The organism is Pseudomonas sp. Z3-8, assembly GCF_051131975.1.
GTDB lineage: Bacteria > Pseudomonadota > Gammaproteobacteria > Pseudomonadales > Pseudomonadaceae > Aquipseudomonas.
The window spans coordinates 1,984,098-2,003,160 of the sequence record NZ_CP071643.1 but is presented as its reverse complement, the minus strand read 5'-3'; the positions used below and the strand labels follow the sequence as shown (position 1 = coordinate 2,003,160).

The 19,063-nt window shown below is 60.2% G+C and carries 24 protein-coding genes; 13 read left to right on the top strand and 11 right to left on the bottom strand.

The genetic code is table 11. The annotated features are described in order from the left end of the window. Positions 1-106 precede the first annotated feature (106 nt). A complete protein-coding gene (locus J3P94_RS09390; RefSeq protein ID WP_025212663.1) occupies positions 107-655 on the top strand; it encodes an RNA polymerase factor sigma-70 in 549 nt (182 codons plus the stop codon). A 112-nt stretch (positions 656-767) separates the two neighbouring features. Here the strand turns inward: J3P94_RS09390 and J3P94_RS09385 are convergent, their stop codons facing one another. Further along, entirely contained in the window at positions 768-1,781 is a 1,014-nt protein-coding gene (locus tag J3P94_RS09385; RefSeq protein WP_434572860.1) for a GNAT family N-acetyltransferase, read from the bottom strand. Between the two features lie 68 nt (positions 1,782-1,849). Then, complete coding sequence (locus J3P94_RS09380) at positions 1,850-2,626, bottom strand: substrate-binding periplasmic protein (RefSeq protein ID WP_434572858.1); 777 nt, start codon at positions 2,624-2,626, stop codon at positions 1,850-1,852. Between the two features lie 321 nt (positions 2,627-2,947). Here J3P94_RS09380 and J3P94_RS09375 point away from each other — a divergent pair, with 321 nt between their 5' ends. Together J3P94_RS09375 and J3P94_RS09370 are read left to right on the top strand one after the other, a co-directional pair. Then, positions 2,948-3,490, top strand: a complete 543-nt coding sequence (locus J3P94_RS09375) for an exonuclease domain-containing protein (protein WP_305499825.1) — start codon at positions 2,948-2,950, stop codon at positions 3,488-3,490. A gap of 87 nt (positions 3,491-3,577) precedes the next feature. After that, complete coding sequence (locus tag J3P94_RS09370; protein WP_003183665.1) at positions 3,578-3,862, top strand: pyrimidine/purine nucleoside phosphorylase; 285 nt, start codon at positions 3,578-3,580, stop codon at positions 3,860-3,862. A 100-nt stretch (positions 3,863-3,962) separates the two neighbouring features. On the opposite strand, the gene J3P94_RS09365 is transcribed toward J3P94_RS09370, so the two are convergent. Then, complete coding sequence (locus J3P94_RS09365) at positions 3,963-4,772, bottom strand: MOSC domain-containing protein (protein WP_434572855.1); 810 nt, start codon at positions 4,770-4,772, stop codon at positions 3,963-3,965. 72 nt (positions 4,773-4,844) lie between these two features. Next, positions 4,845-5,768 (bottom strand): chemotaxis protein CheV, encoded by a 924-nt coding sequence (locus J3P94_RS09360; RefSeq protein ID WP_214999118.1) that lies wholly within the window; start codon positions 5,766-5,768, stop codon positions 4,845-4,847. A 460-nt stretch (positions 5,769-6,228) separates the two neighbouring features. Between J3P94_RS09360 and J3P94_RS09355 the strand changes: the two genes are divergently transcribed. From J3P94_RS09355 to J3P94_RS09345, 3 genes are all read left to right on the top strand, one after another. Beyond that, complete coding sequence (locus J3P94_RS09355) at positions 6,229-6,699, top strand: hypothetical protein (RefSeq protein WP_434572853.1); 471 nt, start codon at positions 6,229-6,231, stop codon at positions 6,697-6,699. A 233-nt stretch (positions 6,700-6,932) separates the two neighbouring features. Further along, positions 6,933-7,826, top strand: coding sequence for a sensor histidine kinase (locus tag J3P94_RS09350; RefSeq protein WP_434574144.1), 894 nt, complete (start codon positions 6,933-6,935; stop codon positions 7,824-7,826). Further along, positions 7,823-8,482 (top strand): response regulator, encoded by a 660-nt coding sequence (locus tag J3P94_RS09345; protein WP_305499816.1) that lies wholly within the window; start codon positions 7,823-7,825, stop codon positions 8,480-8,482. Before J3P94_RS09350 ends, J3P94_RS09345 begins: the two co-directional genes overlap by 4 nt. Here the strand turns inward: J3P94_RS09345 and yegS are convergent. Beyond that, positions 8,466-9,383, bottom strand: coding sequence for a lipid kinase YegS (yegS, locus tag J3P94_RS09340; RefSeq protein ID WP_305499814.1), 918 nt, complete (start codon positions 9,381-9,383; stop codon positions 8,466-8,468). The two genes, J3P94_RS09345 and yegS, sit on opposite strands and share 17 nt — an antisense overlap. Before the next feature lie 337 nt (positions 9,384-9,720). Between yegS and J3P94_RS09335 the strand changes: the two genes are divergently transcribed. Further along, positions 9,721-10,029, top strand: a complete 309-nt coding sequence (locus J3P94_RS09335; protein ID WP_305499812.1) for a hypothetical protein — start codon at positions 9,721-9,723, stop codon at positions 10,027-10,029. A gap of 50 nt (positions 10,030-10,079) precedes the next feature. On the opposite strand, the gene J3P94_RS09330 is transcribed toward J3P94_RS09335, so the two are convergent. After that, on the bottom strand, positions 10,080-11,267 hold the full coding sequence (locus J3P94_RS09330) for a molybdopterin molybdotransferase MoeA (protein WP_434574143.1): 1,188 nt from the start codon (positions 11,265-11,267) through the stop codon (positions 10,080-10,082). Positions 11,268-11,289: 22 nt separating this feature from the next. Beyond that, entirely contained in the window at positions 11,290-11,829 is a 540-nt protein-coding gene (gene moaB / locus J3P94_RS09325; protein WP_434572850.1) for a molybdenum cofactor biosynthesis protein B, read from the bottom strand. A 78-nt stretch (positions 11,830-11,907) separates the two neighbouring features. Between moaB and mobA the strand changes: the two genes are divergently transcribed. Both mobA and J3P94_RS09315 read left to right on the top strand, forming a co-directional pair. After that, complete coding sequence (gene mobA / locus J3P94_RS09320) at positions 11,908-12,510, top strand: molybdenum cofactor guanylyltransferase MobA (RefSeq protein WP_434572848.1); 603 nt, start codon at positions 11,908-11,910, stop codon at positions 12,508-12,510. A gap of 75 nt (positions 12,511-12,585) precedes the next feature. After that, complete coding sequence (locus J3P94_RS09315; RefSeq protein ID WP_025212647.1) at positions 12,586-12,807, top strand: YgdI/YgdR family lipoprotein; 222 nt, start codon at positions 12,586-12,588, stop codon at positions 12,805-12,807. 77 nt (positions 12,808-12,884) lie between these two features. Here the strand turns inward: J3P94_RS09315 and J3P94_RS09310 are convergent, their stop codons facing one another. The 3 genes from J3P94_RS09310 to J3P94_RS09300 form a co-directional block, all read right to left on the bottom strand. Beyond that, positions 12,885-13,775 (bottom strand): pseudouridine synthase, encoded by an 891-nt coding sequence (locus J3P94_RS09310; RefSeq protein WP_434572846.1) that lies wholly within the window; start codon positions 13,773-13,775, stop codon positions 12,885-12,887. Positions 13,776-13,845: 70 nt separating this feature from the next. Beyond that, positions 13,846-14,166: a transcriptional regulator gene (locus J3P94_RS09305; RefSeq protein WP_434572844.1), complete on the bottom strand. Its 321-nt coding sequence runs from the start codon at positions 14,164-14,166 to the stop codon at positions 13,846-13,848. Positions 14,167-14,257: 91 nt separating this feature from the next. Further along, on the bottom strand, positions 14,258-14,497 hold the full coding sequence (locus J3P94_RS09300; protein WP_434574141.1) for a glutaredoxin family protein: 240 nt from the start codon (positions 14,495-14,497) through the stop codon (positions 14,258-14,260). Positions 14,498-14,685: 188 nt separating this feature from the next. Here J3P94_RS09300 and J3P94_RS09295 point away from each other — a divergent pair, with 188 nt between their 5' ends. Next, on the top strand, positions 14,686-16,398 hold the full coding sequence (locus J3P94_RS09295) for a cation:proton antiporter (RefSeq protein ID WP_434572842.1): 1,713 nt from the start codon (positions 14,686-14,688) through the stop codon (positions 16,396-16,398). Between the two features lie 8 nt (positions 16,399-16,406). On the opposite strand, the gene J3P94_RS09290 is transcribed toward J3P94_RS09295, so the two are convergent. Further along, positions 16,407-17,615 carry an ammonium transporter gene (locus J3P94_RS09290; protein ID WP_434572840.1) on the bottom strand — a complete coding sequence of 403 codons (1,209 nt, stop codon included), beginning with the start codon at positions 17,613-17,615 and terminating at the stop codon, positions 16,407-16,409. Positions 17,616-17,942: 327 nt separating this feature from the next. Here J3P94_RS09290 and J3P94_RS09285 point away from each other — a divergent pair, with 327 nt between their 5' ends. The 3 genes from J3P94_RS09285 to J3P94_RS09275 are packed head-to-tail and all read left to right on the top strand — an operon-like array spanning position 17,943 to position 18,981. Beyond that, complete coding sequence (locus tag J3P94_RS09285; RefSeq protein ID WP_434572838.1) at positions 17,943-18,257, top strand: DUF883 family protein; 315 nt, start codon at positions 17,943-17,945, stop codon at positions 18,255-18,257. Positions 18,258-18,259: 2 nt separating this feature from the next. After that, positions 18,260-18,649, top strand: coding sequence for a phage holin family protein (locus tag J3P94_RS09280; protein WP_305499799.1), 390 nt, complete (start codon positions 18,260-18,262; stop codon positions 18,647-18,649). Beyond that, complete coding sequence (locus J3P94_RS09275; RefSeq protein ID WP_434572837.1) at positions 18,646-18,981, top strand: hypothetical protein; 336 nt, start codon at positions 18,646-18,648, stop codon at positions 18,979-18,981. Before J3P94_RS09280 ends, J3P94_RS09275 begins: the two co-directional genes overlap by 4 nt. Positions 18,982-19,063: the final 82 nt, after the last annotated feature.

Here is a 19,063-nt window from a genome sequence, read left to right as displayed (position 1 = left end):
TTCTCAATTGACAACGATTATCATTAAGCCTAATTTGGCGCTCGACATGTAGGACGGATCCGATGCACGGGTCGTCCCGCTAACTATTTGCAGTAAGGTGAATTCCATGACGGAACAAGTATCCACAAGCAGGTGCGACTCACCGCTACTCCAGGCCTTCGTCGACAACCGGATGATCCTGGTCAAGATCGCAGCGCGTATCACCGGCTGCCGCTCCCGCGCGGAAGACGTGGTCCAGGATGCGTTTTTCCGGTTGCAATCGGCGCCCCAGATCACCTCGTCCTTCAAGGCTCAACTCAGCTACCTGTTCCAGATCGTGCGCAATCTGGCGATCGACCACTACCGCAAACAGGCGTTGGAACAGAAATATTCGGGGCCGGAAGAAGAAGGGTTGAACGTGGTGATCCAGGGTGCTTCGCCAGAAACGTCGCATATCAACTTTTCCACCCTCGAACACATTGCCGACGCGCTGACCGAGCTGCCCAGCCGAACCCGTTACGCCTTCGAGATGTACCGCCTGCACGGCGTACCGCAGAAAGACATCGCCAAGGAACTGGGCGTCTCGCCGACACTGGTGAACTTCATGATCCGCGACGCCCTGGTGCATTGCCGCAAGGTGTCAGGGGTGCGTGGGGATACGTTCGCCCGGCGGTGAAATCTGCGCAAAGGCTTCAGGCCAATCGCGAGCAGGCTCGCTCCCACAATTTTTATCGTGAATTCTGTGGGAGCGAGCCTGCTCGCGAAGAGGGCCTACCGGTGACACAGCCTCACACCAACGAACACCGGTCAAAAAACCGCTCGCGCCCCAGGATCATCAGCGCCGCGCGCTTGTGCGGGAAATCGAATTCCTTTTCACAATGAAAACACTGGTTATGCAGATGCCCGATCATCCGCGCATTGTCGGCCCGAGGCTCGGCCACCACGCGCTGGGTACGCGGATCGTCGAGAAACAGGTAATGCACCAGCGCCGATAGCCAGCTTGCGACCTTGTGCGGACCTCGATGCTGCTCTTCGCCCACGAGCATGTGAATGCCGCGGTCATAGGCGTGAGCGTCATAAAACGGTGCGATTCGATCCTCCTTGGCCCAATAGGCTTCGAAGTAGGCGAATGGCTGCTCATCGAAACAACCGATCAAGGTCAAGACTCGAGGGTCATGCTCAAGCCTGGTCAAGTACTCGCGGTGCTGTTCCAGGCTGCCCTCCTCCTGCCAGAAGCTCGCCACCCTGGGGCTGTTCTGCCAGCGGTTGAATCGCGTCAGGTCTTGCTCGATTTCAAGCGTGCGCAAAGACACCCAGGCCCCTAGCCGCGCGTCGAAACGGCGATACACCTCGCCGCGCGGCTTGATCGGGCGACGTGGATGGCGCTTGCCATCGGTGACGATCATCTGTTGCGGATAACTGCCGCTGAACGACTCTCCCAGCCAGGGCTGCGGCAGTTGCCAGAACAGCGTGCGTTCGCAGATGTATTCGCCGCTGAGTTCCCCGCCCATCAACAAACCGCTGAGCAGGGCCTCACCGGGACGCTCATTGAGGTGCCAGACCAGGCGCTGACATTCGGGATCCCTGGCAAACAGCCAATAGCAGGCCGCCCAGAGTGCCGGGCCGACCGGCCGGTCGCTGCTTTCCTGCAAATGGACGTGCAACTGGGGACCGCGCTCCAGGCGCAGGCGGATCAGCGGCGCACCTTCGAGCATCAGGCTCAGGTGGCGTTCGGTTTCATCGGCACCCAGGCTGCGCCCGCCGGGCAAGGGCAATAGGGTCGGCTGATTGAGGTTGGACATGGGAGCTCACGTTTTCGTCGGTGGTCAACGTGTGACGTGAGCCAGGCAAATAAATTTAAGGTCCGGTTTCAATGGACGTGGGTCGGCACCAGCTCGATCCGGTAGGGCTGGAAGATTTCCAGCAACTGGCCGTCGTCCCGCAACTTCTGCAATATCTGGGCGAACGCTTGTGGGGAAATGGGCGCCTGGGGCCGAATCAGTGCGTAATGATGGTAAATCTGGTCGATGCGTTCGGATACCAGCAACTGCGAGGCCACTTGCGGATTGCGCAACACGTAATCGCTGAGGTAGGAACGGGTCACCAGGGCAATGTCCGCGCGTGTGCGCAACACCATCTGCAGGTTGCTGTCGTGGGAATAGGTCAACGTGGCGTTGTATTGGCCAATGAGGAACTTGGGATCGGCGTTGAATTCGGCAAACGCATAGTGATAACCGCTGAACAGGGCCAGGCGCTTGCCCCTGAGATCGGCGAAATAGCTCTGCTGGCGATCCGGCTGGCGTTGGGCGACGAATATCTCCGCATCCTCCAGGCCCATGTCTACCGGAGTATGGGGCACATCCTGCCAACCCCAGTCGGGGTTTTCGAAAATCGCCATGTCGACCCGGCCCTGCTTGAAATCGTTGAACCGGCGCGGAATCGAAGTGGGTACCAGCACGAATTCATAATCGGCCTGCGACCGGTTCAAGGCTTCCACCAATTGCGGTAACAGACCGGTGTCGGCGCCGTTTTCGGGACGAACGGTATAAGGCGGGAAATGCGCCGCGCCGATCCGGACCACTTGTGCAGCTTCAGCTGACACGGTCAAGAACATGGCCAGGACGGCCAGCAAGGTACGTGAGGTCATCCCCATCGGCGAACACGTCAAGATAACCACTCCCCCAAAGTCCCCATCACTCTTCACGCTAGGCGGTTTCAGCCGCTTAGCCAGCCGCACGATCAATTTAAACAGCGGCTCGATCGTTGTTCTTCTTTCATCCGGTCGCGCGGGGCAATTTAAGCTGGCCAAGGCAACCAAGCAAGCGCTCGGACAGCGAACAGCCATCTTCGATGCAGGACAACCTCCATCAGGCCGGTCTGGTCGCTCGCGCGTCATCAGGGACTAGGCGGATGCTTCGGGTTTGACTACGCTCAAACCCATCTGCACGCCGATACCGGGAACCTTGCAATGCCTTACTGGCTGGTGATTGATCTGGAAGCCACCACCGACGAAGGTGGCTGGCCGGTTACCGAAATGGAAATCATCGAAATCGGCGCCACCCTGGTGAATCGGGATGGGCGCGAGGTGGATCATTTCCAGCGCTTTGTACGGCCGCTGAGGCGCCCGTTGCTGACCTCTTTCTGTCGCACGCTGACGCATATCAGCCAGGCCAATATCGACGGCGCCGCACCGCTGACCGAGGTCTGGCCGGCATTCGAACACTGGCTGGCGCCTTATCGAGCGAACCTCGAAGGCTGGGTCAGTTGGGGAGACTATGACCGCAAGCAGTTGCTTCAGGAATGGCAAGGCCAGCACTTGCACAGCGCGCTCGGCCAGGTACCGCACATGAATCTCAAGCAGCGCTTTGCCAAGGCCCGTCGGCTGGAGCGACCGCTGGGGCTCAATGCGGCGTTGCAACTGGCCGGCCTGCAGTTCTGCGGCCAACAGCACCGTGCATTGGAGGACGCCCGCAATACGGCGCGATTGTTGCCGCTGGTGCTGACGGGCTGAGCGCCCTGCCAGGCGCAACAGATGACGGCTGTTGTGGCCTTGTGCATACTGGCCGGCCTTTTTCAGCCCTTTCTCGAGGAATCGCCCATGTTCAAAGTCAACGAGTACTTCGACGGCACCGTCAAGTCGATCGCCTTCGGCACCGCCGAAGGTCCAGCGACCATCGGCGTCATGGCACCGGGCGAATATGAGTTCGGCACTGCGCAGCGGGAAATCATGCATGTTGTTTCCGGCGCCCTGACCGTGAAACTGCCCGACAGCACCGATTGGGAAACCTTCGCCGCCGGTAGCCAGTTCAACGTCCCGGCCAACAGCAAGTTCCAGCTCAAGGTAGCCGTCGACACGGCTTACCTCTGCGAATATCGCGGCTGAGCCGTGGCGAGGGAGCTTGCTCCCTCGCCACAAAAGCGCCTGCGTGATAAATAAAAATGCCCGTCTCCAGCGACACGGGCATTTTTTATTCAGGGATCTTCTATTCCAGCACTTCAACCGGCATGCCGACCTCAAGTCGGCCATTGCCATCGTTGACCAGATTCTGGCCGAACATCGCACCATCCGGGGTAGAACGGTACTGTTGCAAAGTGGCGAAAGGCTCGCGCTGCGGATCGCGTTCGCCGGTTTGCGGATCGACCGTGGTCATGATGCAGCGTGAACACGGCTTGACCACCCGGAACTCCACCTCGCCGATACGAAGACGCTTCCAGCCGTCTTCGGCGAACGCCTCGCTGCCCTCGACCACCAGGTTGGGACGAAAGCGCAGCATTTCCAGCGAGCGGCCAACTCTGCCCGATAAATCCTCCAACGAGGCCTGGCCGATCAATAACAAGGGAAAACCGTCGGCGAAGGCCACCTTGTCGTCATCCTTGCCGTAGCCGGCTGCCGTGGTACGAGCCAACTCCACCGGCACATGGACCAGCCGGGTGCGATTGCCGATGAACTCACTGACCCAGGCAGCCGCCGCGTCACCGGCATCCGGCACACGCAGCGTATCGCGCCAGATGATCACGCCACGCCGTTGTTCTTCGAGAGAAGGCGGCAGCGGCACCTCGACGGCGCCGTAGCCCGGCGCGCTGAGTGTCAGTCCGCCCGCCGCGTTCCACAACGCCGAAAGCTGGCTCAGCTTTGCCACGGCCCGCTGGGTCAGGAAGCGCCCGCTGGCCTCATCCACCAGCATCCAGCGTCGATCACCGTCGAGCCCGAGCTTGTCCAGGCCGATGCCCTGCAGCGGCTGCCCCTTGCCGGACTTCAACGGATACCGATACAACGCGCTCAGCCGCAACATGATCAACTTTCCCTGATGACGAAAAAGCGCAACCTTATACGAGCGAGCCGGTGAAGCAAACCTCGATCAGCCTCAGCCGAGCATCAACCGCTGGCGCACCACGTCGACCAGCTTGTCCGGCTGGAACTTGGAAAGGAAGTTGTCACAGCCGACCTTCTTGACCATCGAATCGTTGAAGCTGCCGGACAGCGAGGTATGCAGCACCACGTAGAGCCCACGCAGGCGTGGATCGTTGCGGATTTCCGTGGTCAGGCGGTAGCCGTCCATCTCGGGCATTTCCGCGTCGGTGAAAATCATCAGCAACTTGTCGGTCATCACTTCGCCAGTGTCGGCCCAGGCCTTGAGCATGTTCAGTGCCTTCAAGCCGTCGCTGGCGATGTGCATCTTCACGCCCAACTGGCCCAGGGTGTCACGCAACTGCGAGAGCGCGACATTGGAATCGTCCACCAGCAGGACTTCTCGACCGCGGGCTCGTTCCAGCACCGGATCCTCGAGCTTGTCCCGTGAGACCTTGGCGTTGTAGGGGACGATTTCAGCGAGGACTTTCTCCACGTCGATGATTTCCACCAACTGGTCGTCGACCTTGCTGATAGCCGTCAGGTAATGCTCGCGACCGGCACTGGTCGGAGGCGGCAGGATGGCTTCCCAGTTCATGTTGACAATGCGGTCCACGCCCCCTACCAGGAACGCCTGTACCGAACGGTTGTACTCGGTGACGATGATGGTGCTGTTAGGTCCCGGCACGAGCGGACGCATGCCGATGGCCTGGGAAAGATCGATCACCGGAAGGGTCTGGCCACGCAGATTGACCACGCCGCAGACGAACGGGTGGCGCTGGGGCATCAAGGTCAGCTTCGGCAGTTGCAGCACTTCCTGGACCTTGAATACGTTGATGGCGAACAATTGGCGCCCCGCCAGGCGAAACATGAGAATTTCCAGGCGATTCTCACCCACCAATTGGGTTCGTTGATCTACTGTGTCGAGAATGCCGGCCATCGATGACTCCTGGGCTTGTTCGGATGAATCTGTAAAGACGCTATCGGCGGTATGCGCCGGATCTTGACCCCGACATTAAATACCGCCGCGGGCATTGATGTCACATAGACATCATGCTTTACTGGCCTTCCGTTTACATCCGTTTTTTCCGCTGCGCGACTTCCGTTGACGCAGTAAGTTCCCCCGCCTAAGGGATTCCCCTAGGCACAATCAGGTCTAACCTGATATTCCCGCTATCCAATAGCCATTAATGTGACGCCATTCTCATTGCTGAACGGAGTCAGGCGTTTGTGCGCGACTGCAGAACAACGGATTTCCAGTCTCCCAACCGATTTCAATGCAATCGTTTGCGAGGCCGAGTTTGCGATCCGCAAGGCACCTTCGTTCGTACCGGCCATGAGACCCAGCCGTTCGCCACACGCGATCTGCTTTCGCCTGACATGATGTTGTGGAGATAAGCATGCCGAACGATCGCAGCAATTGGAGCCAGCGTCTTCCCGAGTTCCTGACTGAAGCCGAGACACTCTTGGCCAAGTCGGAGGAATGCCTGAGCCATCTGGAGCTGATCAACAACGACAAGGATGCCATCGACTGCATGCTCAGCACGTTGCTGAAGCTGGCAAACAAGGCCGACGCTCTCGCATTGGAGGCCGTTTCGGAGTTTTCGCTGCATATCCATGGCTTGCTCAGTCATGCGCAACACCACATGGAGCTGCACGACCAGGCACTGGTCGCGCTGAAAGATTGCTTTACCCTGATGGCCTGGCAGTTGGAGCTCGTCGACCACACCACCGGCAAACTGAGTCTGGACAACACTGAACAGACTTCCCTGATCGAAGCATTTGCCTTCCAGGTCGGCCAGAGTCCCTGCGAGGCGGTGCCGACGCCGCGCCCGATGGCGTTGGTTCCTTACGCACAAAAACAAGCGTGAGCTGGTAGCAGCCGACCAACATCATGTGCCTGGCCCGTCGTGCTTTGCCGCCGCCAAGCCGGGCGCGACCAACGAAATCCGAAGTGGTACTATGTCTCGCGTCAGTCGCCTCGGACAGCGGCGCAAGAAGCCGCCAACCGAAGCCGTCCCCGACCTGAAACATTTACCCGACCCGGCCCGTCAGATGCGCTGACTGGCCTGCCCGCAGCGAACATTCATTGGCTCCATCCGTTATGCACGCCAGCTTCAAGTCAATCATCACCTGGCCACCGTCCCGAGAAAACGCCCGCCGGTTCACATTGCTGCTGTGTATCTGCTCGACCCTCGGTTGCCTGCTGGCCTACTTGTTGGCCCATCCGCTGCCGTTGGGCTTGCTGGTACTTAATGGCGCGGCGCTGGCCTGTGTCTGGATCCACTATCGACTATCGCGCAAGTCCATCAAGTTCCAGCCGCAGGAACTGGCCGACCGACTGCTGGAGGTCCAGGAAAACGAGCGTCACCGGCTCAGCCGCGAACTGCACGATGACATTGGCCAACTGCTGACCGCGGCAAAACTGCAAAGTGAATGGCTCAAGCGCCGCCTGCCGGAAGACTTGCAGGGCCAATGCAGCGTACTGAGCGACACGCTGGACGAAACCCTGAACAAAGTGCGTGATGTCTCGGCGATCCTCAATCCCAGGCAGCTGACCAGCCTTGGGCTCGAAGCCAGTCTCCGCGCTCATCTACTCAAGACATTGGCCAATACGCCGGTGAAATGGAGCCTCGATTGTCAGCAGCGCATGACCGGCATCCCGGACGAAATGACCGTCGCCGCCTTTCGGATCACCCAGGAGGCCGTCACCAACATGTTGCGCCACGCCCAGGCGAGCAATCTGCTGGTGCGCCTGCAGCGCCTTCCTGAAGGGCTGACGTTGCTGATCAGCGATGACGGCCAGGGATTCGTCCCGGCCAGCCACCCCGGCCGCGAAGGACAGCGCGGCATGGCCGGCATGTCGGAGCGAGTCGAACAGTTGGGCGGCACCCTCAAGGTCACCAGCGAGGCCGGGAAAGGCACGCATATCGAAGCTCGTATTCCCTGGGCACCGCGTGCCCTTGAGCGAGCCAGCAAGAATAAGGTTCTCCATTGACTTGTAATTTGCTTCTGGTAGATGACCACTCGCTGATCCGGGCCGGTGTACGCGCCCTGGTCCTGGATCTCCCTGGCTACGCCGTCGTCGGCGAAGCCAGTGACGGCGCGCAATTGCCGGAACTGGTAGAACGCCTCAACCCCGATATCGTGCTGCTGGATATTTCCATGAAGGATACCGGCGGCCTGGAAGCCCTGCAGCAACTCAGGAAGGTACGCCCCCAGAGCAAGGTGCTGATCCTGTCCATGCACACTGACCCCGCGCTGATCATGCAGGCGCTGGAGTCAGGGGCCCATGGCTACCTGCTCAAGGACACCACTGCCACCGAGCTGGCGCACGCCCTGGACGCGTTGCGCAACAACGAACGCTACCTGAGCCCGGCCATCGCCCATACCGTGATCAACCAGGCGCTGACCCGCGTTCAGAAACATCAGCCCGATCCAGCCCAGAACCACAACCTGACAGCGCGCCAGCTGGAGATCCTGCGGCTGATCGTTCGTGGCAAGTCCACCCGGGAAATCGCCAACGGCCTGAGCCTGAGCATCAAGACCGTGGAAACGCACCGGGCCCAGATCATGAAGCGCCTGCAGATCCATGACGTGGCCGGACTGGTACTGTTTGCGGTCCGCGAACAGATCATCAGCCTGGATGATTAAGCAGCGCCGCACCCTCCAGCAATGGCGAATCCGACGGCAGGTGCACCCGTAGCGCTTTCGGGCGCACGGTGAAACGTAGATCGTCGACCTGCAACGGCTCGCCATCCAGATTGATGTCCAGGCCCTGCGCCACCTTGATTTCCACCCAGGGCAAACGCGCTCGTACGAACATGTTGTCTATGCCCAGGCCACCGGCCAGCAGATCCTTGAGCGTACTGACAACCTCTTGAGGCGCCGGGAGGATGCTGATATCGAGCAAACCGTCGTCGGCGAACGCCTGCGGACAGAGCAAATGCCCCCCACCCGCCTGCCGACCATTGCCGATGCCCAGCGCCAGCAAGTCGCCGCGCCAGTGAAAATCGGGGCCCTGCAGTTCGCCATAGGCTGCGCTCAACTCACTGAAACGCGACAGGCCGGTAAACAGATAAGCGGCGCCCCCAAGGACTTTCTTCAAGTCCTCGGAGGTATTGGCGGTCACCTGGCTACCGAAGCCGCCCGTCGCCATGTTCAGGAAAATACAGCCGCCGACCTCGCCCACATCAATCGCCCTGGGCGTGACATCCAGCAGCTCCAGGGCCTGGTCCGGCTCCAACGGGACGCCGGCCGCCCGGGCAAAATCGTTAGCAGTGCCCAGGGGGAGCAGCACCAGGCTGGCATCGCCAGGCCGCTGGACCATCGCCTCGGCGATATCGCGCAGGGTTCCGTCACCGCCACCGGCGATCAATCGGGTGTAACCGGCATCCAGTGCTTCGTCGACGCATCGCCGGGCATCCCCTGCTTCCCAGGTCAACCGTACCGCCAGGTCCCAGCCCTGTTTGCGCTTGAGCATCACTGCCGCGCGAACCTCTTCGTTGAGCGCTTGCTTGCCGTGCAGGATCAGTAGCGCCTTGCCTTTGCTCATCGTTGTCTCCGTCATTGGAAGGTTCAGGAAATGGGACCGCTCATTCAGCCGAAAAAGCCCGGCGCTGCTCAATTTATACAAAATAAGACCCAGCACCTCGAAGGAGGCGGCGGACTGCCTCTTCTCGGCAACCCTTCATTCAAGGACTTTTCCTACAAGATCTGGCGAATCAGCTCAATTGACCCTCCAGCCGTATTGGAACACCTTGGCATTCTGTTGCGCTGAATCGAAAAAACACCAATAGACAAGGATGAATAACCCATGGATGGATACATCAAGGCCCGCAGGGGCAGGACCAATCATTTGAAGGCTCATGGACACAGCGGAGGAACGCCTCATGCCCGGCCATGAATTCAAATTGTCCCCCCGGCAATTTGGCCCGCTCAGGAGCGAGCGGGCCGATAAGCAAAACGAAGGCAAAAGTTGCATTAATCCCGTAGGAGGAATTGATTTGGAACCGCGCGTCGTTGAACTGGAAACTCACCTCAAATACATCCGCAGGGACATGGATGAAATCCGTACCGATGTGAAAGCGGTCCGACACCGGCTCGCCTATCTGGCCGGTGCAGCCGCAGTGGTGGTCGGCCTGCTGGGCTGGGTGGCGAATAGCCGCTTCGATCAGGTGGTGACGTTGCTGTCGCGATAAAGGCCGGCATAAGGCACGGTTACTCACTCGGGCGGACAACGTTGCCAGGATTAATCCAGCACTTCACTCAAGGGAATGAAGCTCACTTCATCACCCTCGACCAGTGTTCGCCCTTCGAGGACTTCAACCAGCCCCTCGGCCCAGGCGGCGCTGCGCAGGACACCTGAGCTCTGGTTGCGGTAGATGATCGCCTGACCGTTTTCAATGCGACCTCGCAAGTACTCTCGGCGAGAGCCCGCCTTCGGCCAGGTGAAGCCTGCAGGTATCTTGAACTTGAGGGGCGCCACTGACTGAACGCCCTGGCGCCGCAGCAGGTAAGGCCGAGCCAACAGTGCAAAAGTCACCAGCGTAGAAGCGGGATTTCCCGGCAGGCCTATTACCGGCAGGCCACGGAAGTGGCCGAACGTCAGCGGCTTTCCAGGCTTGATAGCGAGCTTCCAGAGCGTCAATTCGCCTTCTTCGCGCAATGCAACGCCGAGAAAATCTGCCTCCCCCACCGATACGCCGCCGGTGGAAAGGATCAGGTCGACATCCGACAGCCCGGCCAGACAGCGACGCGTAGCAGGCAAATCATCGGGCAGGATACCTGCGTCGACAACATCGCAACCCAGGCGCTGCAGCCAGCTACAGAGCAGGACACGATTGCTGTTATAGATCTGGCCTGGACCCAGGTTCTGGCCAGGCTCCACCAGCTCGTCACCTGTCGACAGCACCGCAACGCGTACTTTGCGCACCACTGGCAGCGATGCACACCCCAGGGATGCCGCGAGCCCGAGTTCGATCGGACCCAGGCGGGTGCCGGCGTCGAGGACTCGCTCCCCGATGGTTGTTTCCTGTCCTTGAGGTCGAATGTTCTGTCCGCTGACCATGGGCTGGGTGAATCTTACCCGCTGATCATCGTCGACAATGGCGTTTTCCTGCATTTCGACGCAATCGGCACCCGGCGGGACCGGCGCACCCGTGAAGATACGCGCGCAGGTACCCGCGGCGAGAGCGTCTGGAGCCTGCCCGGCGAAAACCCGCTGACTGACGACCAACGCCTCGCCGCTCCAGTCATTCAGGCGCAAGGCGTAGCCGTCCATCGCACTGTTGGGCCAGGGCGGCAGGTCAAGTGTCGAGACCAGGTCCTCGGCCAATACTCGCCCCTGCGCCTCAGCCAGCGGCACGCGCTCATGCTGAGTGATGGGCGTGGCTGCCGCCATCTCGAACAACCGCTCCAGCGCGACCTCGACGGCCATCAGGGCGCCGGCCTTGCCCGGTTTACCCACGGGATTCACAAGGGGCAGCCTGTTTCAGATGGGCGACGAAATTACACGGCCGATGGCGCGCGTCCAGTTGTTCGGCCAGGATCCCGTCCCATCCGGTACGCACCGCATTGGTCGAACCCGGCAAGCAACAGACCAACGTACCGTTGGCCAGGCCGGCCAGCGCCCGGGACTGAACGGTAGAAGTGCCAATGTCCGCCACGGATATCTGCCGGAACAATTCACCAAAACCATCGACCTGCTTGTCCAACAGGCACGTAACGGCCTCGGGCGTGCTGTCGCGACCGGTGAAACCGGTGCCACCGGTGATCAACACCACTTGCACCACGTCGTCGGCGATCCAGGTGGCGACTTGTGCGCGGATCTTGTAAAGATCATCTTTAAGCAGTACCCGGGCCGCAAGGTTATGCCCCGCCTCCGTGAGGCGGTCGACAAAAACCTGTCCCGACGTGTCGGTTTCCAGAGTTCGGGTATCACTGACAGTCAGCACCGCGATATTGAGCGGTACGAAAGGTACATCAGCCTTGGCTTTCATAGGCTCGTCCAGTTGTAGGGGAAACAGCCCGGTGTTATATCACAGCGCCCCATTTTTTCGCCTGTGCGGAGACACATCATGACCTCGAACGATCCCTTGCCAGCCTGCTCGATCCTGCTCCTGGCGGGTGGCCGCGGACAACGCATGGGAGGCCAGGACAAAGGCCTGCTGGAATGGCAAGGCGAACCGTTGATAGCCCACCTTCATCGGCGGACCCGGGCCCTGAGCGACGATCTGATCATCTCTTGCAACCGCAACCCGGAGCGCTACGCATTGTATGCCGATCAGTTGGTGCATGACGCCGAAGGGGATTTTCCCGGGCCATTGGCAGGCATCCGGGCGGGTCTCAAGGTGGCGCGACATGCGTATCTGCTGGTACTGCCTTGTGATGTTCCGCAAATCGACTCAAGCCTGCTCGACAGCATGCGCGAAACGGCAAGCCGCCATCCCGGCAAGCCGTTGATGGTGCGTCAGGGTGAGCATTGGGAGCCGTTGTTATGCATCATCCCACGGGGCCTGGCAGCAGACTTTGAAAGGGCCTGGGACGAAGGCGAACGCAGTCCCGGCCGCATCATGCGCACGCTACATGCCGTCGCCTTGCAATGCCCGGCCAACGATGCCCGGCTGGCGAATCTCAATACGCCGGAACTGCTGGCCCGGCATACAGGCGTGTCAGATTGACACTAGCCAGGAACTAACATGCGATGTATACGTCTTACGGTCAGTAACTTGAAGAATCCATTTCGGAGAAACACCATGACTCAACGGACCCTCGCCACTTTCATGCTCGCGCTGGGCCTCGCCACTCTCGCCGGGTGTGCATCGCCAACAGTGATTACCCTGAATGACGGTCGCGAAATCCAGGCCGTCGACACGCCAAAATACGACGAAGACAGCGGCTTCTACGAATTCGAGCAACTGGACGGCAAGCAGACTCGCGTGAACAAGGACCAGGTTCGTACCGTTAAAGACCTGTGATCTTCAGCGTTACAGCCAGATAGAAAAAAGCCCGCAAGCATTGCGGGCTTTTTAATGCCTGGCGGAAAGTGCGATGGCTACCAGCGCAGGGCAATATCACTCTCGAAGACCCGCTCCTGACCCGTGATCGGATCGATGAAACCTAATCTCTTGGCCAACAGCTTGAGCGGGTTGGCATAGTCATCCTGGGCATCCCTAATCACATCGGGATAAAACGGATCGTTGCAGATGCCAGCCCCCAAGGCACTCATATGCACCCGTAGCTGGTGCTTTTTCCCGGTAACCGGATACAGGCCGTACCGCCACAGGTCGCCGTTCCTCTCAAGCACTTTCATGGCTGTCTCGGTATTGGGCTCGCCTGGCCCCTCCTGCATCCGAAAAAAAGGCTCGCCGTCGATCATCCGGCTTCTGTGCACACACGGAAAAGCCACTCCGGGCAATGCGGGGGCAATGGCTTCATAACTTTTTTCGATTCGCCGCGTCGGAAACAACGATTGATAAGCCGAACGCGTCTGCGGATTGGCTGAGAACAAGACCAGCCCGGCCGTATGCCGATCAATACGGTGCAAGGGCACCAGATGGGGGTTGTCCAGGCGACGGATCAAACGGCGCAGCAATGTCTGCTCCACGTATTCCCCCGCCGGCGTGACAGGCAGGAAATGCGGTTTGTCCGCCACCACCAGATGCTCGTCGACGTAGAGAATCGACTCCACCACCGGGATCGGTTTTTCATCGGGCACTTCGCGAAAATAGTGGATCCGCATGCCTTCGCGATAGGGCAGGTCAACACCGATCGCCCGCCCCTCCCCGTCCAACACCCGCCCCCGGACAATCCGATCCAGCCACTGCTCGCGGCTGATCGTGCTGAAATGCTCGCAAAGACATTCCAGCACCGTCTGCCAGGAGCCAGGCGGCAAGTACAGTGTGCTGGCCTGATGGTGCGCGGCGGAAAATGATGAACCGGACATTAAAAACTCTTGAGCGTTACGGGACCGGTATTATCCGCCACTCGCACAAGCCGGCACAGTGCTGATTGGCTCATGCGCGAATTGATGTCGGTTTTTCCGCTGCCTCGGTGAACTCCTTCAACCAGCGCAGCACCTCGACTGCCTCCCAACGTCCCGGGTCGTACAACGCATACAACAACCCCTGGTAACCCACCACGTCCAATTGCTTGTGGTAACCGGCACGCTGGAACAACGCTTCGATCTCGGCAAAACAGGTGTTGAAATGCAGCTTGTTGAAGGGTGTCTTGCCTTCGGTTACCAGACCATCCAGGCGCAACTCCAGGACCGCCTCGCGCACAACGTCCGCGGACATCCTGTTCACGCTGTTTTTCAATTGTTCGACATTGACCAAGGGACGCACTCCGGATAGCTGTATGGGCATACAGTAACCGAAGAATGTCATTTCGCCAATGGCGATGCATGGACTCAGGCGATGGAAGGTATCAACGCAGAAACGCCGCAACCCGATCAGGGTCATCGAAGGGCCAATCCAGCTCCGCCCCTGTATCGATCCGACGGAGCACGGGGATGCGCAAACCATAGGCTTCGGACAAGGCCTCGCTTTCGGCGATATCCACCAGTTCTACCAAGAGGCCATGCTCGACGAAAGGCATCAGCACGCCCTCGGCAACTTCACACAGGTGGCACCCCAGGGTTCCGAACAATTGGCATTCAGGCGGCATGGCAGGTAGACCCGAAAAATAGACGGTCATTCTAGGCTCGCTCCACGTGGCCGTCGAGCGGCGTACCGTGGCTCATCATGTTTCAGTAAAACGCTGACGCAAATCATTGAGCCCAAATGTCTTTTCGGCAATGCTCGACGTATTTTCTCTCCTAAGCTGGATGTCAGCGTCTTGAAACGGAGCTCCTCTTGTTCGCCAACCTGCTGATCATCCTAGCCTCGTCCTTGGTAGTCATCGCCCTGTTCAGGCGATTACGCCTGCCACCGGTACTCGGCTATCTCTGTGTCGGGCTGGCCGTCGGCCCCACCGCCCTGGACTGGGTGAACGACAGCGAAGAATTGCCAGACCTGGCCGAGCTCGGCGTGGTCTTCCTGCTGTTCTCCCTCGGGCTGGAATTCTCGTTGTCGAAGATGCTCGAACTGCGCCGGGTCGTGTTCGGCCTCGGCAGTTTGCAGGTGGTGTGTTCGGGGGCGCTGCTGGGGGGCCTATTGGTGATCTGTGGCGCCCCGGCGCTGGCGGCACTGCTTCTGGGCGCCGGGCTGGCCTTGTCTTCCACAGCCATCGTCAGCAAGGAGTTGACCAGCCTGGGAGAAATTTTCAGCAGCCATGGCCAGAACGCTATCGGTGTGCTGCTGTTCCAGGATGTCGTCGCCGTATTGCTGTTGACCCTGGTGCCGGTCTTTGCGGGCAGCAGCGAGCACGCCTGGTATTGGGCGCTGCCCTTGACGCTGGGCAAGACACTGGTACTGTTTGGCGGTCTGCTGCTCGCCAGCCGCTGGTTGCTGCCCCGGCTATTCCATGAAGTGGCCGCGTCCCGGTCCGCCGAGCTGTTCGTGCTGCTGGCGCTGGTGATCGTACTGCTCACCGCATGGCTGACGCACCTGCTCGGCCTGTCACCTGCCCTGGGGGCGTTCCTGGCCGGCATGTTGCTGGGAGAAAGCCATTACCGACACCAGATCGAGGCCGATATACGCCCGTTCCGCGACATCCTGCTGGGGCTGTTTTTCGTCAGCATCGGCATGCTGATCGACCTTCGACTGTTCATCGACGATGGCCTGCAGATACTCGGATTGACCCTCGGCTTGATGATCATCAAGGGCTGCGTGGTCGCCGCACTGGTCAAGTGGCGCGGCAGCGACGGCGAAACCGCGTGGCGCAGCGGCTTGGCCCTGGCTCAAGGTGGCGAGTTCTGTTTTGCCCTGATGGCATTGATGCAGCAGAACCGCCTGATGCCCGCCGACATCGGCGGCCTGCTGTTGGCCGCGACATTCTGCTCGATGCTGCTGACCCCGCTTTTGCTGCGTGCAGCGCCGGCGATTGCCGCGCGCCTGCACCGCAAACCCAACCAGGAAGCACAACTGGACCAGATCAGCGAACTCAATGCAGGCTTGTCGGGTCATGTGGTGATCTGCGGGTATGGTCGGGTGGGCCAATCCATCGGGCGGTTCCTGCGCCGCGAAGGCCTGGCCTTTGTCGCCCTCGACGACGACCCGGTGATCATTCAGGAAGCCACGGTCGATGAGCGTTGCGTACATTACGGGGACTCACGCCGGGCAGACCTGCTGGCCGCCGTCGGACTGAGCCGCGCCCGGCTGCTGGTCATTGCGGTCGACAAGACGGACATCGCGCTGACCGTGCTCAGGGCAGCCCGACGCGTCAACCCGCAGGTACCGATCCTGGTGCGCACTCGGGACGACAGCCAACTGGCCGAACTGCAGGCCGCCGGAGCGACCGAAGTGGTCCCGGAACTGCTTGAATCGAGCCTGATGCTCGCCTCTCACGCGCTGGTCATGCTCGGGCTGCCGGAGCAGCGGGTCCGGCATCATGTGGATCAGGTTCGTCACGAACGCTATGGCCTGCTGCATGGGTTCTATCCCGGTAACCAGGACAAGGAACCGTAGCGCAGTGTTCAGTCCTGACTGACGGCACCGATCTTGTGGATCGACAGATCGGCGCCGTAGTACTCCTCTTCCTGGGTCAGCCGCAGGCCCAGCACAAACTTGATCGCACCATAAACCGCGAACCCGCCAACCAGGGCAATGACGACGCCCAACGCGGTGCCGACCAGTTGGCTGACCAGGCTGACGCCGCCCAGGCCACCCAAGGCTTGCTGGCCGAAAATGCCGCAGGCAATGCCACCCCAGCCGCCGCACAGTCCATGAAGGGGCCAGACCCCGAGCACGTCGTCGATTTTCCACTTGCCCTGGGCCGCGGTGAAACACCAGACAAACAGCCCGCCCGCGATGGCTCCGGTCGCCAGCGCACCCACCGGATGCATCAGGTCGGAACCGGCACAGACCGCCACCAACCCGGCCAAGGGGCCGTTATGCAGGAAGCCGGGGTCGTTGCGCCCGATGATCAAGGCCGCCACGGTCCCGCCGACCATTGCCATCAACGAGTTGACCGCCACCAACCCGCTGACTCCAGGCAACGTCTGGGCACTCATCACGTTGAAACCGAACCAGCCGACAATAAGAATCCACGAGCCCAACGCCAGGAACGGGATGCTCGAAGGCGCGAACGCCACCAGGCGCCCGTCCCGGTAGCGACCATTGCGCGGTCCGAGCAACAGTACCGCGGCCAATGCCAGCCAGCCGCCCATGGCATGCACGACCACGGAGCCGGCAAAGTCATGGAAACTGGCGCCGAAACGGGCTTGCAGCCAGGCTTGCAGGCCGTAGTTGCCATTCCAGACCAGGCCTTCGAAAAACGGGTAGATGAACGCTACGATCAGCACCGTGGCGCACAACTGCGGTACGAACCGGGCACGCTCGGCGATTCCTCCGGAAATAATCGCCGGGATCGCGGCGGCAAAGGTCAGCAGGAAGAAAAACTTCACCAGGCTGTAGCCGTGGTCGGCGCTTAGCACCGCCGCCGGCTGCAAAAATGTCACGCCGTAGGAAATCCAGTAGCCTATGAAGAAATAGGCCAAGGTCGACACTGCGAAATCGCTGAGAATCTTCGACAACGCATTGACCTGATTCTTTTGCCGGACGGTGCCTACTTCAAGGAACGCGAAGCCGGCGTGCATGGCCAGAACCATGACCGCACCGAGCAGGATGAACAGCGTGTTGGAGCTGTGGACCAGATTGTCCACGGCGCTTTGCAGATTTTCCATGGTGTTGGCAGACCTGAAGAAAGTTGAAAAGGCACCAAAGCGGTTCAATCGAGCGGCCGACGCACCAAGTTGAGACGCCTCGTTCCCCTGCGAGCCGCTTTGGTGCACGAAAACCGCTGTCACGACGTTGCGCAGCGTGGTGCTTCGCGGGTTTTGATTATTTGAGTTAAGGTTCTGCGGGCTTTTGCCCAGCTTCAGCGCACCGGCGCATGCTGACGCACCAGTACATGGCGGATGCCAGAGCAAAAGTTGTACCAGCAGTTTCACTGAACCTTCCGGCAAGGCTCATACTCGAACGCTTCAGACGTCACTCACGGAGATGCACCAATGGCCAGAACCCAGGCAAAGACTGCTCAAGAAACCTTGAAGGAAGACTTCCAGACGCTGGTCAAGGACACCGAACGGTTGCTGGACCACACGGCGACCCTGGCCGGTGATCAGGCTGACGAATTGCGCAGCCAGATCCACGAAACCCTTTTGCGCGCCCGTGAAACCCTCCAACTGACCGAAGACTCGGTACGCGAGCGCGGTCAGGCTGCAGTGATTGCCACCGAAGAATATGTGCAGGCCAATCCTTGGCAATCGGTCGGCATCGCTGCGGGCGTGGGCTTTTTGATCGGACTGCTGGCGACACGGCGCTAATGATGGGCATCGACGAATCAGGCTCGCCCGAATCGGGCACGAAGCCTACCGCGCGGCGCCTGGGCGCAGCATTCCTCGGCTTGCTGCACAGTCATGTCGAACTGTTCGGCATCGAATTGCAGGAGCAGAAGGCCCGCACCGTCAGCCTGTTGTTGTTTGCCGGGCTTGCGCTGGTTTTCGGTTTGCTGCTGCTGGTGGGGCTGTCCGCACTGGTGCTGATTCTGGTGTGGGATACCTATCGCCTCGCGGGAATCATCGGCCTCTGCCTGTTTTATCTGCTGGCGGCGTTGTTCTGCGGGCTTCGGCTCAAGGCAGCGATTTTCGATGAATCCTCGCCTTTCCATGCCACCCTCGAAGAACTCGCCAACGACCGGGAGCGCCTGTTGCCATGAGTCGGCCCGATATTCCCCAAGCCCGTACCCGGCAGGAGATGCGCAAGGCGCTGGTGCGCCTGCGCATGGAGATGCACCGCCAGGAAATTCGCCAGGAAACCCGGCAACTGCTGCACCCGCTGCAACGGGTGCGCGGCTTTACCCAAAGCTGGCATGAGGGCTTCGGCCTGAAGCATGCGTCACTCTGGGGCGTGGCCGCCGTGTCCTTGCTCGGCTTCCTCGGAGGCAAGCGGACCCGAAGCGGACGCTCAGGTGGCTTCTCGCGACTGATCCGGCTGGCAACCGCGCTGCTGCCGCTGATCAAGCTGGCCAAGACTGTACGCAAACCCTGACGGCCGTGTCCGCGGACCGACCCTGAACGGGCCTTTCCATTGGAAAGGCCCGATTGACCCGTCCGTGCAACACCCGGGTACA

Coding starts and splice junctions, on each gene's coding strand:
- J3P94_RS09360 (WP_214999118.1), bottom strand. CDS start 5,768: ATGGCCGGCATTCTCGACACAGTAGATCAACGAACCCAATTGGTGGGT.
- J3P94_RS09365 (WP_434572855.1), bottom strand. CDS start 4,772: ATGTTGCGGCTGAGCGCGTTGTATCGGTATCCGTTGAAGTCCGGCAAG.
- J3P94_RS09335 (WP_305499812.1), top strand. CDS start 9,721: ATGCCCGGCCATGAATTCAAATTGTCCCCCCGGCAATTTGGCCCGCTC.
- yegS (WP_305499814.1), bottom strand. CDS start 9,383: ATGAGCAAAGGCAAGGCGCTACTGATCCTGCACGGCAAGCAAGCGCTC.
- J3P94_RS09385 (WP_434572860.1), bottom strand. CDS start 1,781: ATGTCCAACCTCAATCAGCCGACCCTATTGCCCTTGCCCGGCGGGCGC.
- J3P94_RS09390 (WP_025212663.1), top strand. CDS start 107: ATGACGGAACAAGTATCCACAAGCAGGTGCGACTCACCGCTACTCCAG.
- J3P94_RS09370 (WP_003183665.1), top strand. CDS start 3,578: ATGTTCAAAGTCAACGAGTACTTCGACGGCACCGTCAAGTCGATCGCC.
- moaB (WP_434572850.1), bottom strand. CDS start 11,829: ATGAAAGCCAAGGCTGATGTACCTTTCGTACCGCTCAATATCGCGGTG.
- J3P94_RS09330 (WP_434574143.1), bottom strand. CDS start 11,267: ATGGCCGTCGAGGTCGCGCTGGAGCGGTTGTTCGAGATGGCGGCAGCC.
- J3P94_RS09285 (WP_434572838.1), top strand. CDS start 17,943: ATGGCCAGAACCCAGGCAAAGACTGCTCAAGAAACCTTGAAGGAAGAC.
- J3P94_RS09355 (WP_434572853.1), top strand. CDS start 6,229: ATGCCGAACGATCGCAGCAATTGGAGCCAGCGTCTTCCCGAGTTCCTG.
- J3P94_RS09310 (WP_434572846.1), bottom strand. CDS start 13,775: ATGTCCGGTTCATCATTTTCCGCCGCGCACCATCAGGCCAGCACACTG.
- J3P94_RS09290 (WP_434572840.1), bottom strand. CDS start 17,615: ATGGAAAATCTGCAAAGCGCCGTGGACAATCTGGTCCACAGCTCCAAC.
- mobA (WP_434572848.1), top strand. CDS start 11,908: ATGACCTCGAACGATCCCTTGCCAGCCTGCTCGATCCTGCTCCTGGCG.
- J3P94_RS09375 (WP_305499825.1), top strand. CDS start 2,948: ATGCCTTACTGGCTGGTGATTGATCTGGAAGCCACCACCGACGAAGGT.
- J3P94_RS09315 (WP_025212647.1), top strand. CDS start 12,586: ATGACTCAACGGACCCTCGCCACTTTCATGCTCGCGCTGGGCCTCGCC.
- J3P94_RS09280 (WP_305499799.1), top strand. CDS start 18,260: ATGGGCATCGACGAATCAGGCTCGCCCGAATCGGGCACGAAGCCTACC.
- J3P94_RS09380 (WP_434572858.1), bottom strand. CDS start 2,626: ATGACCTCACGTACCTTGCTGGCCGTCCTGGCCATGTTCTTGACCGTG.
- J3P94_RS09300 (WP_434574141.1), bottom strand. CDS start 14,497: ATGCCGCCTGAATGCCAATTGTTCGGAACCCTGGGGTGCCACCTGTGT.
- J3P94_RS09275 (WP_434572837.1), top strand. CDS start 18,646: ATGAGTCGGCCCGATATTCCCCAAGCCCGTACCCGGCAGGAGATGCGC.
- J3P94_RS09350 (WP_434574144.1), top strand. CDS start 6,933: ATGCACGCCAGCTTCAAGTCAATCATCACCTGGCCACCGTCCCGAGAA.